The sequence below is a fragment of the Kineococcus rhizosphaerae genome, assembly GCF_003002055.1.
GTDB lineage: Bacteria > Actinomycetota > Actinomycetes > Actinomycetales > Kineococcaceae > Kineococcus > Kineococcus rhizosphaerae.
Map to the genome: position 1 here is coordinate 178,773 of NZ_PVZF01000003.1, position 13,023 is coordinate 191,795.

General features: G+C 73.4%; 14 protein-coding genes. 6 read left to right on the forward strand and 8 right to left on the reverse strand.

All coding sequences use genetic code 11. The annotated features are described in order from the left end of the window. Positions 1–23 precede the first annotated feature (23 nt). From CLV37_RS07980 to CLV37_RS07990, 3 genes are read left to right on the forward strand one after another with little or no spacing between them, the layout of a single operon-like run. Entirely contained in the window at positions 24–815 is a 792-nt protein-coding gene (locus CLV37_RS07980) for an ABC transporter permease (protein WP_106208955.1), read from the forward strand. Beyond that, the gene (locus tag CLV37_RS07985) at positions 808–1,614 is read left to right on the forward strand and encodes an ABC transporter permease (RefSeq protein WP_106208957.1); all 807 of its coding nucleotides are present in this window, start codon (positions 808–810) and stop codon (positions 1,612–1,614) included. The genes CLV37_RS07980 and CLV37_RS07985 overlap by 8 nt, the downstream gene beginning before the upstream one ends. Next, a complete protein-coding gene (locus CLV37_RS07990; protein ID WP_170127119.1) occupies positions 1,611–2,600 on the forward strand; it encodes an ABC transporter ATP-binding protein in 990 nt (329 codons plus the stop codon). Before CLV37_RS07985 ends, CLV37_RS07990 begins: the two co-directional genes overlap by 4 nt. On the opposite strand, the gene CLV37_RS07995 is transcribed toward CLV37_RS07990, so the two are convergent. From CLV37_RS07995 to yczE, 4 genes are read right to left on the reverse strand one after another with little or no spacing between them, the layout of a single operon-like run. Further along, entirely contained in the window at positions 2,558–2,896 is a 339-nt protein-coding gene (locus tag CLV37_RS07995) for a transcriptional regulator (protein WP_106208960.1), read from the reverse strand. The genes CLV37_RS07990 and CLV37_RS07995 overlap by 43 nt on opposite strands. Next, positions 2,893–3,300: a hypothetical protein gene (locus tag CLV37_RS08000; RefSeq protein WP_106208962.1), complete on the reverse strand. Its 408-nt coding sequence runs from the start codon at positions 3,298–3,300 to the stop codon at positions 2,893–2,895. The genes CLV37_RS07995 and CLV37_RS08000 overlap by 4 nt, the downstream gene beginning before the upstream one ends. A 53-nt stretch (positions 3,301–3,353) precedes the next feature. After that, entirely contained in the window at positions 3,354–3,632 is a 279-nt protein-coding gene (locus tag CLV37_RS08005) for a YciI family protein (protein ID WP_106208964.1), read from the reverse strand. A 9-nt stretch (positions 3,633–3,641) separates the two neighbouring features. Beyond that, the gene (yczE, locus tag CLV37_RS08010) at positions 3,642–4,190 is read right to left on the reverse strand and encodes a membrane protein YczE (protein ID WP_342762253.1); all 549 of its coding nucleotides are present in this window, start codon (positions 4,188–4,190) and stop codon (positions 3,642–3,644) included. A gap of 139 nt (positions 4,191–4,329) precedes the next feature. Here yczE and yczR point away from each other — a divergent pair, with 139 nt between their 5' ends. After that, on the forward strand, positions 4,330–5,748 hold the full coding sequence (yczR, locus tag CLV37_RS08015) for a MocR-like transcription factor YczR (RefSeq protein ID WP_106208968.1): 1,419 nt from the start codon (positions 4,330–4,332) through the stop codon (positions 5,746–5,748). A 9-nt stretch (positions 5,749–5,757) separates the two neighbouring features. Here yczR and CLV37_RS08020 read toward each other — a convergent pair whose 3' ends face one another. From CLV37_RS08020 to CLV37_RS08035, 4 genes are all read right to left on the reverse strand, one after another. Further along, the gene (locus CLV37_RS08020; RefSeq protein ID WP_106208970.1) at positions 5,758–6,669 is read right to left on the reverse strand and encodes a carbohydrate ABC transporter permease; all 912 of its coding nucleotides are present in this window, start codon (positions 6,667–6,669) and stop codon (positions 5,758–5,760) included. A gap of 4 nt (positions 6,670–6,673) precedes the next feature. Next, positions 6,674–7,588, reverse strand: coding sequence for a carbohydrate ABC transporter permease (locus CLV37_RS08025; protein WP_106208972.1), 915 nt, complete (start codon positions 7,586–7,588; stop codon positions 6,674–6,676). A gap of 112 nt (positions 7,589–7,700) precedes the next feature. Next, positions 7,701–9,014, reverse strand: a complete 1,314-nt coding sequence (locus CLV37_RS08030; RefSeq protein WP_106208974.1) for an ABC transporter substrate-binding protein — start codon at positions 9,012–9,014, stop codon at positions 7,701–7,703. Positions 9,015–9,038: 24 nt separating this feature from the next. Next, positions 9,039–10,970, reverse strand: a complete 1,932-nt coding sequence (locus CLV37_RS08035) for a glycoside hydrolase family 127 protein (protein WP_106208976.1) — start codon at positions 10,968–10,970, stop codon at positions 9,039–9,041. Between the two features lie 135 nt (positions 10,971–11,105). Between CLV37_RS08035 and CLV37_RS08040 the strand changes: the two genes are divergently transcribed. Continuing rightward, complete coding sequence (locus CLV37_RS08040) at positions 11,106–12,101, forward strand: LacI family DNA-binding transcriptional regulator (RefSeq protein WP_106208978.1); 996 nt, start codon at positions 11,106–11,108, stop codon at positions 12,099–12,101. 168 nt (positions 12,102–12,269) lie between these two features. Next, on the forward strand, positions 12,270–12,983 hold the full coding sequence (locus CLV37_RS08045; RefSeq protein ID WP_211298480.1) for a VIT1/CCC1 transporter family protein: 714 nt from the start codon (positions 12,270–12,272) through the stop codon (positions 12,981–12,983). Positions 12,984–13,023: the final 40 nt, after the last annotated feature.

Sequence of the window (13,023 nt, forward strand, 5' to 3'; positions counted from 1 at the left end):
TCCCTGGTCTAGGGTCGATCGACGTGCCCGTCTACCCCGCCCTCGTCGCGGCGGGGTTCCGCAGGTGGTCGACCTACCGGGCCGCGACGGCTGCCGGCGCCCTCACGAACTCCATCTTCGGGGCCATCAAGGCCGCCGTGCTCGTGGGGACCGTGGGTTCGGCGGGCGCCGTCGCGGGGTACGACCTGCAGCAGGCCGCGACCTACGCGTGGATCAGCCAGGCCCTGCTCGCCCCCGTGAGCGTCTTCGCCGACGACGAGGCCGCCCGGCGCGTGCGGACCGGCGACATCGCCGTCGACCTCGCCCGGCCCGTCGACCCGCAGCTCGCCGCGTGGGCCACCGACCTCGGCCGCGCGGCGTACCTGTTCCTGCCGCGCGGGATCCCTCCGCTGCTGCTGGGGGTCGTCCTGACGGGCCTGAGCCTGCCCCCCGGCCCGGTCCCCTACCTGCTCGGGGCGTGCTGCGCGGTGCTCGGGGTGTCGGTCTCCTTCGCGGCGCGCTGGCTGGTGAACCTCACGGCGTTCTGGCTGACGGAGATCCGCGGGCTGCTGCTGCTGTACACGGTGCTCGCGTCGTCGCTGACCGGCCTGGCGATCCCCGTGGCCTGGTTCCCCGGGTGGCTGGAGACCCTCGCGCACGCGACGCCGTTCCCCTCGATGCTGCAGGCGCCCATCGACGTCTTCCTCGGCCGGGCAACGGGATCGGAGGCCCTGCGCCTGATCGGGGTGCAACTCGGCTGGCTCGCGGGGCTGCTGCTGGCCGGGCGGGTCCTGCTGGGCGCAGGGTCGCGCAGGCTGGTGGTGCAGGGTGGCTGAGGACCGGTCCGCGCCGTACCGCGCCCTCCTGGGCTCGCGGATCCGGTCGCAACTGTCCTACCGGGCGTCCTTCGCCGCGGACCTGCTCGCGAACGTCGGCATCGGGGCCGGTGAGTTCGTGACGCTCTACGTCGTGTTCTCCCGGGCGAACACCCTGGGCGGGCTGGACGTGTGGCAGGCCTGCCTGGTGTTCGCCCTGGCCAACGTCACCTTCGCCGTCGGCGACCTCCTGCTCGGGCACGTCGACAACCTCCCGACCCACGTCCGCACCGGGACCCTCGACGCGTTCCTGCTGCGTCCGCTGCCCGTCCTGACCCAGCTGGCGACCTCCGACGTGTCGCTCAAGCGGATCGGGCGGGTCCTCGTCGCGGCCGCGGTGTTCGCCGTCGCGTGGCCGCACACGGGCGTCGAACTCGACGCCCGGGCCGCGCTCCTGCTGCTGGTGGCCGTCGTCGGCGGCACCGGGGTCTTCACGGCCGTGTTCGTCGTCGCGGGCGCCCTGCAGTTCTGGCTGCTGGACGGCAAGGAGGCGGTGAACTCGATCACCTACGGCGGGTCGAACGCCGCGCAGTACCCGGCGTCGTTGTACTCGGCCCCGCTGCGGTGGTTGTTCTGCTACGTCGTGCCCGCCGCGTTCGTCGCCTACCTGCCGGTCCTGGCCCTGCTCGGCGAACCCGGGCCGGCCGGGTTGCCGGCGTGGCTCGGCTGGTTCTCCCCCGTCGCCGCCGCGGCCGTGTGGGGCATCGCGCTGCTGCTGTGGCGCAGAGGGGTCCGGCACTACACGGGGAGCGGGTCGTGAACGCGCTGGAGATCGAGGACCTCGTCCGCGAGTACGTCGTGCGGGAGAAGGCGGACGGCCGGTTCCGTCGGCGCCGCAAGGTGGTCCGGGCCGTCGACGGCCTGTCGATGCGCGTCGCCGCGGGCGAGTCCGTGGGGTTCATCGGCGCCAACGGGGCCGGGAAGTCGACGACGGTCAAACTCCTCACCGGCATCCTCGTCCCCACGTCCGGGACGGTCCGCACGTGCGGGCTGGACCCCGTGACGCGCCGCCGCGACCTGGCCCGGCGCATCGGCGTCGTGTTCGGCCAGCGCAGCCAGCTCTGGTGGGACCTCCCGCTGCGCGAGTCGTTCCGCCTGCTGGCCGCCATCCACCGCCTACCGCCGACGGTGTGGCGGCCGAGGTTGCGCGACCTCGACGAACGGCTGGGCCTCGGCGAGTTCCTCACGACCCCCGTGCGGCAGTTGTCGCTGGGGCAGCGGATGCGCGGCGAGGTCGCCGCGGCCCTGCTGCACTCCCCCGGACTGCTGCTGCTGGACGAACCCACGATCGGGTTGGACGTGCTGTCCAGCGAACGCCTGCGGCAGTTCCTGCGGGCCGAACGCGCCGAACGGGGGACGACGCTGCTGCTGACGACCCACGACATGGGCGACGTGCAGCGGTTGTGCGACCGGGTCCTCGTCGTCGACCGCGGCCGCGCCGCCTACGACGGCGACCTGCCCGGGCTCGTCCGTCGCGTCGGCGCCCGGCGGGTCCTCGTCGTCGACCAGCGCGAGCCCGTCGAGCCCGCCCGCGTCGACGACGCCGAACTGCTCGCCGTCGAGGAGGGCGGGTTGCGGCTGCGGTACGCCTTCTCCGCGGAGGAGACCACCGCCGCCGCGGTCCTCGCCCAGGTCTCGCGCCGGTCCGACGTCAGCGACCTGTCGGTGGAGGAACCCGACATCGCCGACGTCCTGCGCACGCTCTACGCGACCTCGGTGGGCTCGGCGGGCAGGTCCGAGGCCTGAGCCAGCGCCCCCGCGGCGATCGCCTGCAGGGCCGCGAGGTGACCGGCGAGCTTGCGCCGGCCGTCGGCCGTCAGCGAGACCCAGGTGCGGGGTCGCTTGCCGACGAACCCCTTGCGGACCTTGACGTGGCCGGTCTCCTCCAGTCCCGACAGCGTCCGGGAAAGGGCCGAGTCGCTGAGCTCCAGCCGGTCGCGCACCGACTTGAAGTCCGCTTCGAGGCAGCCGGACAGGAACGCGACGACGGCGAGCTTGGTGGGGTGCTGGACGGCGGGGTCGAGCTGGGGTCCGGTACTCACGACCGCCCCTGCCGGGAGACCTGACGCCACAGCGGCACCGCGAAGAGGGCCCCCAGCAGGACCAGCCCGAACCCCGGGTCCCAGAAGGCGGAGACCAGCAGGCACACGGCGATGGCCCCGAAGTCGGTGAGGTTCTGGGCACGGGTGCGTGCGGGCTTGGTCCGCACCCGCTGGCGCAGGACGGCGGTGAAGAAGACGACGAAGAAGACCAGGAGCAGGCCCACCCCGACGCAGACCCCCGCGACGCTCCCGGCCCACGAGGAGACGGCCAGTGCGGCGAACCCGCCGACGTACGGGATCACCATGGCGGGGGCGACCCAGCGCGGGAACGGCTCGGGGCGGGCCGCGGCGACAGCAGCGGCGGCGGCGTTCAGGTCGTCCTGGGCGCGATCGGCTGTGTTCATGCCTCAGTTCTACAGAAGTACTTTCCATACGCGCAAGTACTTTCCGCGATGAATCACAAGGACGGCTGCAGCCGCCCCAGCACCGGGTTCCAGCCCACCACGGTCCGCGAGGAGATGACGCGGCCGTCGAGCTGGAACGGGTCGGCGTCCAGCAGCGCCTCGACCGCGGGCACGTCGGCCGCTTCGAACACCAGCAGGGCGCCGTCGTCGTCCGTGGGACCGGACAGGACGAGCTCGTCGAGGGAGGCCAGGTACTGCCGGTGCGCCGGGCGCACCGCGTCCCGGGCGCTGAGGTCGTCGGAGTAGGCGTAGGTCACGGCGAAGAACGGCATGGCCCGACGCTATCCGGCGGTCGCGGCGGCCGGGACGGGGCGTGCGTGCCGGGCCCCGTCCAGGCGCGGCATCACGAAGCCGACGAGCGGGCCGATGCCGAAGGCGAACACGACCGTGCCCACCCCGACGTTCCCGCCGAGGACCCAGCCGACCACCAGGGCCGAGACCTCGACGGCGCAGCGGCACAGCCAGATCGGCCGGCCCGTCCGGGCGTGCAGGCCGGTCATGAGCCCGTCGCGCGGACCGGGGCCGAGGCCGGCGCCGATGTAGACGCCGCTCGCGACGGCGAGCAGGACCATGCCGGCGGCGAACAGGGGCACCCGGACCGCGAGGAGGTCGGGGGCCGGCAGCAGGTCCACGGTCGTCTCGATCGCGGTGCCGACGAGCAGGACGTTGAGGACCGTGCCGATGCCGGGCCTCTGCCGCAACGGGATCCACAGCAGCAGCACGCCGATCCCGATGAGGTTGGTGAGCCAGCCGACCCCCACGCCGGTCGATCGGGACAGCCCCGTGGCCAGCACCGACCACGGGCCGACACCGACGTGGGCGCTCACCATCAGCCCCTCGGCGACGCCGTAGAGGACGAGACCGGCGAGGAGCCGGAGGACACGGGGGAAGGACACTGGCCTGCTCACTCCTCGAGTGGACCGCACGATTGGCCTTCAAGAACAGTGCCAATCCGCCTAGAGTGGCCTGGTGGCTTCCCTCTCCGCGTCCAGTCTGCGCCACCTGCTGGGCGATTGGCACGACGACGGCCCCGCCCTGCGCGCCCTTGCCGACCGCATCCGGCTGCTGCTGCTCGACGGCCGCATCCCCTCCGGGACGCGCCTGCCCGCCGAACGCGAGCTCGCCGCCGCCCTGTCGGTGAGCCGGACCACCGTCGCCGCCGCGTACGCCCGGCTGCGCGACCAGGAGCACCTGCACAGCGTCCGCGGCTCCGGCAGCGTCCTGCGGCTGCCCGCCGGGGAACAGCCTGCCGAGGCGCCCCACCGGAGCCCCGCGACCGTCGACCTGACGCGCGCCGCCCTGCCCGCCGCTCCCGAGGTGCAGGCCGCCGTCGAGGCGGCCGTCGCCGACCTGCGCGCCCACCTGCCCGGCGACGGGTACGAGCTGCTCGGGGTGGCGGACCTGCGGCGCGCGGTCGCCGACCGGTACACCGCCCGGGGACTGCCCACCACCGCCGAGGAGGTGCTCGTGACGCTCGGCGCCCAGCACGCCGTGGGACTGGTGTGCCGGGCGGTGCTGACCCCCGGGGACCGCGTCCTCGTGGAGTCGCCCGGCTACCCGCACGCGCTGGACGCGGCCCGCGCGGCCGGGGGCCGGCCCGTCGCCGTGCCCGTCACGGCCGCCGCCGGTCCCGGGTCCGGCGGCTGGGACGAGGAGGCGCTCCAGGAGGCCTTCTCCCGCACCCGCCCCGCGCTGGCCTACCTCATGCCCGGGTTCCACAACCCGACCGGGTCGGTGATGCCCGCCGACCAGCGGCGCCGGGTCGTCGACCTCGCCCGCCGGCACGGGACCCGGCTCGTGGTCGACGAGACGACCAACGACCTCGCCTTCGACGGCGAGGTCCCGGCACCGTTCCCGGCCGACGTCGTGCACGTCGGGTCGGCCGCGAAGTCGCTGTGGGGCGGGTTGCGCATCGGCTGGGTGCGGGCCGACGCGGCCACCGTGCGCCACCTCGCGGCCCACCGGGCCCCGTGGGAGCTGGGGACCCCCGTGTTCGAGCAGCTCGTCGTCGCCCGCTGCCTGCCGCGGCTCGACGAGATCCTCGTGGGCCGCCGCCGTGAACTGCGCTCGCGGCGCGACGCGCTCGTCACCGGGCTCGCCGCGCAGCTGCCGGAGTGGGAGGTGCCGCACGTCGACGGCGGGCTGGCCCTGTGGGTGCGCCTGCCGACCCCCGCGAGTTCCGCCCTGGCCGTCGCGGCCCGCCGCCACGGGGTCCTGCTGACCGCCGGCCCCCGCTTCGGCCTCGACGGCGCGTTCGAGCGCCACCTGCGGCTGCCGTTCAACGCCGACGCCGCGACCGTGCGCGACACCGTGCCCCTGCTGGCGCGGGCCTGGCGCGAGGTCGGGACCTCCGTCCCGGCCCCGCGCCCGTTCGAGGTCGTCGTCTGAGCGGCCGGGTCAGCCCTTGACCGCGCCGGAGGCCAGACCGGCGACGTAGAACCGCTGCAGCGCGACGTAGAGGATCACGCAGGGGATCATCGCCACGACGGCCCCGGCGACGAGGTAGCCGTAGTTGACGGCCCCGTACGCCCCGGCCTGCAGGTTCACCAGCGACAACGGCAACGTGTAGAGCCGGTCGTCGGTGAGGAACGTCAGCGCACCGAGGAACTCCGTCCAGCTGGCCAGGAACGCGTACAGCGCGCTCGTCGCCATGCCCGGGATCAGCAGCGGCCGCAGCACCGAGACGAGCGAGCGCATCGTGCCCGCCCCGTCGACGCGGGCCGAGTCCTCGATCTCGGCGGGGATCGTCTCGAACGCGTTGCGCATGACGAACACCCCGAACGGCAGGTTCACCGTCGTGTAGAACAGCACGAGGCCGAGCCGGGAGTCGGTGAGGCCCATGGCGTTCATCTGCAGGTACAGCGGCGTGATGATGGCCTGGAAGGGCACCATCATCGTCACGACGATCACGCCGAACAGGACGTTGCGGCCGCGGAACCGGAACCGCCCGAAGCCGTACCCCGCCAGGGTCGCGACGAGCGCGGTGACGACGGCCGTGCCGAGGGCCACCACCAGGCTGTTCCCGATCGCCCGCACGATGTCGAGGTCGCTGGAGAACAGGGCCTTGAAGTTCTCCCCCGTCAGGTGGAGCAGCGCGCCCGCGCTGGGGTCGGGGGAGACGATCGCGTCGTTGCTCTGGAACGAGCGCAGGACCGACCACAGCAGAGGGACGAGGAACACCAGCGCGGCCAGGGTCCCCCCGAGCCAGTACAGCGTGCGCTTCGTCCGCGTCTCGGTTCGCCCGTTCGCCGTCACGGACCGCACGGACCGGACCTGCAGGTCCGCAGGACTCTTCGTCAGCGTCGCCATCGACTCACTCCTTCTCGCGCAGCAGGCGGAACTGGGCGGCCGTCACCAGACCGATGACGACGACCAGGACGATCGACAGCGCCGACGCCGCTCCGAGCTGGAGCTGCACGAACCCGCGCTGGTAGACGTACATGACGACCGTCTGGGTGTCGGTGCCCGGACCGCCGCGCGTCAGGACGTAGAACTGCGTGAAGGCCAGCAGCGAGCCGATGACGGAGATCACCAGGCTCATGGCGATCGTCCGGCGCAGCATGGGGACGGTGATGCTGCGCTCGCGCTGCCACCACGAGGCGCCGTCCATCTCGGCGGACTCGTAGACGTCGCGCGGGATGCCCTGCATCCCGCCCATGAGCAGCACCATCGTCAGACCCGACACGGCCCACACGATCATCCCGCAGATCAGGCCGGTGGCGGCGGGGCCGTCGGCCAGCCACGCGGTGGTCCCGTCGGTGATCCCCAGGGTCTTCAGGACGACGTTCACCATGCCCGACGACGGCTGCGCCTCGAGCACCATGAGAAAGCTCAGGGTCGTCAGGCCGACGACGTAGGGGACGAAGAAGATCGTCCGGAACACGGTCGCGAACCGGCGGTCGCTGCGCACCACGACGGCCAGCACGTAGCCGAGCACGAGGATCGGCACGGTGACGATCGCGGTGTACAGCAGGGTGTACCCGACGGACTTCCAGAACACCGGGTCGGACGCGATGGCGGTGTAGTTGCCGAGGCCGATGAAGCGGTAGGACCCGATGAGCGGCCAGTTCGTCAGCGACATGTAGACCGCGAACGCCAGCGGGACCAGCACGAAGACCGTGACGAAGGCCAGGGCCGGCAGGGTCAGCAGGAACCCCGTGCGGGCCGGGTGGGTGAGGGACTTCGGGTTCCGGTCGATGGTCGCCGGGGTGCGGGTGAGTGTGCTCACAGCTTCTTCCGTTCGCTCGGGCGGTCCGCTCTGGCCGGCGGCTTCACGTCGCGCCACACACGACTCCGTCGGAGCGGCGCGACGCTCCAGCCGCCGTCGCGGCCCTGCTCGCTCACAGCTGCGCCTGTTCCAGGATGCGGTCGAAGTCCTTCTGGCCCTGCTCGAGGGCCCCGTCGAGGTCGCCGTCGAAGACCGCCCGGCGGAACGCCGCGATCCACGGCGAGTCCTGCTGGTTGAACAGCAGGTTGTAGGCCAGCGTCGTCGGCGCGTACGCCCCGGCGATCCCGTCCAGCGGCGCGACGGCCAGCGGGAACGTGCGCCGGTACTCGTCGGTGGCGGCGTCGGAGCGGACCGGGATGTACCCGCCCGCGGGCAGGTTGGCCTGCTGCGGCAGGTCGAGGGCGAACTTGGCGAACTGCCACGCCCCCGAGGCGTTCGGCGCCCCGCGCGGGATGCAGAGGTTGTCGCCACCGGCGAACGTCGCCCGGCCCCCGTCGGGTCCGGGCAGCAGCACGACACCCGTCTTGGCCCGCATCTCCTCCGAGGCGTTCAGCGCCGCCACCGAGAAGTTCGCCGGGATCATCCCGACCTTGCCGTCGCGGAAGTCGGCCCCCCAGCGCGAGCCGTCGCCGGAGAAGTTCGCCTGCGGCATCAGCTTCTCCGTCCACAGCGTCCGGTAGAACGCGAACGTGCGCCGGACGGCGTCGTTGTCCTTCATCGAGCCCCGCTGCGCGCCCACGTCGCCCACGACGTTCGGCATCTTCGCGGCCCAGATGTGCGGCTGGACGACGAACCCGAGGATGCCCGCGGCGTTGCCGTCGACGGACCAGCCGTAGGTCCCCTCCCCCAGCTCCCCGATCGCGCGGGCCGCCTCGAGCAGGCCGTCGAGGTCCTGCGTCTGCTCCACCGGGTCCAGCCCCGCCCGCTCGAACAGCTCGGTGTTGTAGAACAACGCCGAGTTGTCCGCGATGTAGGGCACGCCGTAGTGCCGGCCGTTCCGCGTCGCCAGGCCCAGCTGGCCGGGGTTGAGCTGTGCGGCGAAGTCGAGCTGCTGCACGAGCGGGGTGAGGTCGGTGAACGAGTCGCGGTAGATGAACAGCATCGAGTTGATGTCGTCGATGTCGACGATGTCCGGGACGTTCCCGCCCCGGATCGCCGTCGCCAGCTTCGTGACGTACTGACCGTCCAGGACGGGCGTGACCTCGACGGTCACGGCGTCCTGGGACGCGTTGAACGCGTCGACGACCTGCCGGACCCCGACGACCGTCGCCGCCCGGCACCACAGCCGCACGGTCCCGGTCGCGTCCTCGCCGAAACCGGCGGCACTCACGTCGGCCTCGGGCAGGGCGGACGCGCACCCCGGCAGCAGCGCTGCCAGGGCCGCGAGCCCGCCCAGCCCGAGGACGTCCCTGCGGTGGAGCTCCATCGCACCTCCTCGAACGTCGTGGGATCAGGCCCGGGGGAACCAGACCCGCATGGCTCCCAGTTCCCGGTTCGCCCAGGCGTAGTACGGGATCGCCGGGACGGTGAGGGTCTCGTCCGCGCCCTGCGGGGCCGGGTCGTCGCCGGCCGGCCGGTACAGCGGGCCGGTCGCGGCGGACAGGGCCGCGTGGACGGGCAGCTGCAGCACCGTGACCCCCTCGAGCAGGTCGGGACGGTGCTCGGGCTGCGCCCCGCGCAGTTCCGCGACGCGGACCCGCACGTCGTCGGCGACGAGGCCGCCCGGCAGGTCGGCCTGCTCGACGGCGTACACGAGCGGACCGCGTTCGACGACGACGCAGCCCCGGACCGCGTCGACGCGCGGGTCGGCCTCGACGACCCGGACGGTCATCGGCAGCACGAGCTCGACGACGTCGCCGACGGCGAACTCCCGCCGGACCCGCAGGTACTCCCCCGGCACGGCCTCGACGGCGGACCCGTTGACGGTGGCCATCGCACCCTCGGCCCAGGCGGGGACCCGCAGCGCGAGCTCGAACTCGCCCGGGGTCCGCGCGACCTGCACGCGGACCGTCCCGTCCCAGGGGTAGTCCGTCGTGACGTCCAGCGTGGCGCCGGCGCCGGAGACGGTCCCCGTCGTGAACTGGTGGACCTGCACCCCGTCGGTGCTGCTGGTCGCGACGTAGGCGTCGAGGGAGGACAGCGTCCGCATGATGTTCGGCGGGCAGCAGGCGCAGTCGAACCAGGGCCGGCGGCCGTGGGTGGCGCTGCGCTCCTCCTCGGGGAACGCGCCGTGCCGCAGCTGCAGGGCGTTGACGTAGAAGTACTCGGTGCCCGCCAGCGAGACGCCGGGCAGGAACGCGTTGTAGAGGGTGCGTTCGACGAGGTCGGCGTAGCGCGCGTCCCCCGTGGCCAGCAGCATCCGCCACGTCCACTGGACGCTGCCGATGGCCGCGCACGTCTCGGCGTAGGCCCGGTCGGGGCCGAGTTCGTAGTGGTCGCCGAACTGCTCCCAGTCCCAGCGCGACCCGATGCCGCCGGTGACGTAGGTCTTCGAGGCGAGCATCCCCTCCCACTGCCGGACGAGGGCGGCCAGGAGCTCGGCGTCGCCGGTCTCGGCGGCCACGTCGGCCGCGCCGGCCGTGAGGTAGACCGCCCGGACCGAGTGGCCCTCCGGCGACGTCTGCTCGCGGACGGGGACGCGGTCGGAGAAGTAGGTGGGTTCGGCGTCGTGCTTCGTCTGGATGATGCCGTGGCCGCGGGCGTCGACGAACCAGCGGGCCAGGTCGAGGTACTCGCGGGTGCCCGTCTCGCGGAACAGTTCCACCAGGCCCATCTCGACGACGGGGTGCCCGTCGACCTCCTCGGTCTTCCCCGCGCCGAAGGTGGCGACGAGGTGGTCGGCGAGCTTGACGGCCACGTCGAGCAGGCCCGTCTCGCCCGTGCTGCGGTGCACCGCGACGGCGGCCTGGAACAGGTGCCCGGCGCAGTAGTGCTCGTGGCTCCAGTGCAGGCCGGTGTAGCGCTCGCCCTTCCCGCGGACCTGCTGGACGGAGTCGAGGTACCCGTCGGGGGCCTGGGCGGCGGCGACGACGTCCGTGACCTCGCGGATCCAGCCGAGGACCTCGTCGTCGGCCTGCCGGCCGTACTCCCACCCGGCGGCCTCGAGCCACTTGTAGACGTCGGAGTCCATGAAGATCGGGCCCGTGACCTCGCCCTGCTCCTGGCCGGCGGCGATCCGCAGGTTGCGCAGGTTGCCCGCCGTCTCCAGCTTCTCGTAGCCGGTGCGGATGGCCTGGCGGCGGTTGGCCTGCATGCGCTCGAACCAGAAGCCCGAGGTGATCGTCGAGTCGCCGAGGGGGACCGGTCGCAGGGCGACCGCGGCGGCGGCCGTCGGGGCCGCGGGGGCGCTGGGCACGGTGGGGCCGGCGGTCGTGCTGGTCATGAGCTCTCCGTCGAGTCGTCAGGAAGCGGCCCGGAAACCCCGGAACACGTTTTCTGCAGCGAACCTAGAACGCGACCCGCACGCCGTCAAGGGCGCGGTACTCTGCTGCGACTCGGACGGACGGGAGGACAGCACGTGACGGAAAGCCTCGTTCCGGCGCGGATCGTGGACGTCGCCGCGCTCGCGGGCGTCTCGGCCGGCACCGCCTCCAAGGCCCTCAACGGGACCGGTCAGCTCCGGGCCGAGACGCGCGAACGCGTCCGCCGCGCGGCCGAGCAGCTCGGCTTCACCCCCGACGCGGTCGGCCGCGGCCTGTCCTCCGGGCGCAGCTACACCGTCGGCCTCATCACGACCGACAGCTTCGGCCGGTTCTCCATCCCGATCATGCTCGGCGCCGAGAACGCCCTCGGGGCCGGGGAGATGAGCGTCCTGCTGTGCGACAGCCGCGACGACCCGCTGCGCGAGCAGCACTACCTGCGCACCCTGCAGGCCCGGCGCGTCGACGGGATCATCGTCACGGGCCGCCGGACGGACCCCCGCCCGCCGCTCGCGGCGGGCGTCCCCGTCGTCTACGCGTTCACCCCCTCCCAGGACCCGCACGACACCTCCCTCGTCGCCGACCAGGCCGGCGGCGCCACGGCCGCGGTGCAGCACGTCCTCGACCTCGGCCGCCGCCGCGTCGCGCACGTCACCGGCCCCGCCGACCACCACGCGACGCAGGTCCGGCGCGGGGCCGTGGAACGCGCGGCCGGGGAAGCCCTCGTCGGCCCCGTGCTGCACGGGGACTGGAGCGAGCGCTGGGGCCGGCACGCGGCGGACCTGCTGCTGCGCCGGCACCCCGACGTGGACGCCGTCACCTGCGGCAGCGACCAGATCGCCCGCGGGATCTGCGACGGCCTGCGCGACGCCGGCCGGCGGGTCCCGGAGGACGTCGCCGTCGTGGGGTTCGACGACTGGGACGTCATCGCCCTGGCGTCCAGGCCTCCCCTGACCACCGTGAACCTCGGGCTCGAGGCGCTCGGGCGCCGGGCCGGGGAACTGCTGCTCGCGGCCGTCGCGGGCACCGCCTCCCCCGGGATGACGACGATGCCGACCCGGCTCGTGGTCCGGGAGTCGACCGTCCCCGCCTGACGCGCTCCCGGTCCTCGGGGCGCCGGGGTCGCGGCTCAGCCGGGGAGCTCACCGGCGCACCACGTGCGCCCGGTGCGCGGTGGTGCGACAGTTGACGCGGAATGCGTTGCGCGGCAACGTCGATGAAGGGTAGGCACACCTTGCTGCCCCGGGATCGAAGGGGTAGTCGTGGTCGAAGTGCACCCGAGCGAGCCGGCGCTGCACCAGGGGGCGGTCAGCGGTCGCCTGAACTGGATGCGGGCCGCGGTGCTGGGAGCGAACGACGGGATCGTCTCGGTCGCCGGCCTGGTCGTCGGGGTGGCCGGGGCCACCACCGACCGCCCCGTGCTGCTGACGGCAGGGACCGCGGGACTGGTGGCCGGGGCGCTGTCGATGGCCGCCGGGGAGTTCGTCTCGGTCTCCACCCAGCGCGACACCCAGCGGGCCCTGCTGGAGACCGAACGCCGCGAACTGGAGGAGACGCCGGCCGAGGAGCTGGAGGAACTCGCCCAGATCTACGTCGGCAAGGGCCTGTCGGACGAGCTGGCCCACCAGGTGGCGGTCGAGCTGAGCGCGAAGGACCCGTTGCGCGCCCACGCCGAGGCCGAGCTGGGGATGGACGTCGACGAGGTGGTGAGCCCCTGGCAGGCGGCGTGGGCCTCGGCGGCCGCGTTCACGATCGGGGCCCTGGTCCCGCTGCTGACGATCGTGCTGATGCCCACGGGGGCGCGGGTCGCGGCCTGCTTCGTGGCGGTCGTCCTCGCCCTGGCCCTGACGGGCACCCTCAGCGCCCACCTGGGTGGTGCCGGCCGGCGCCGGGCGACGGTCCGGACGGTGCTGGGCGGGGCGGTCGCCATGGCCGTGACCTACGGGATCGGCCACCTGGTCGGCCGGAGCGTCTAGCACGACACCCCCGACGCCGTCCGGGAGGGGCGGTGGAACG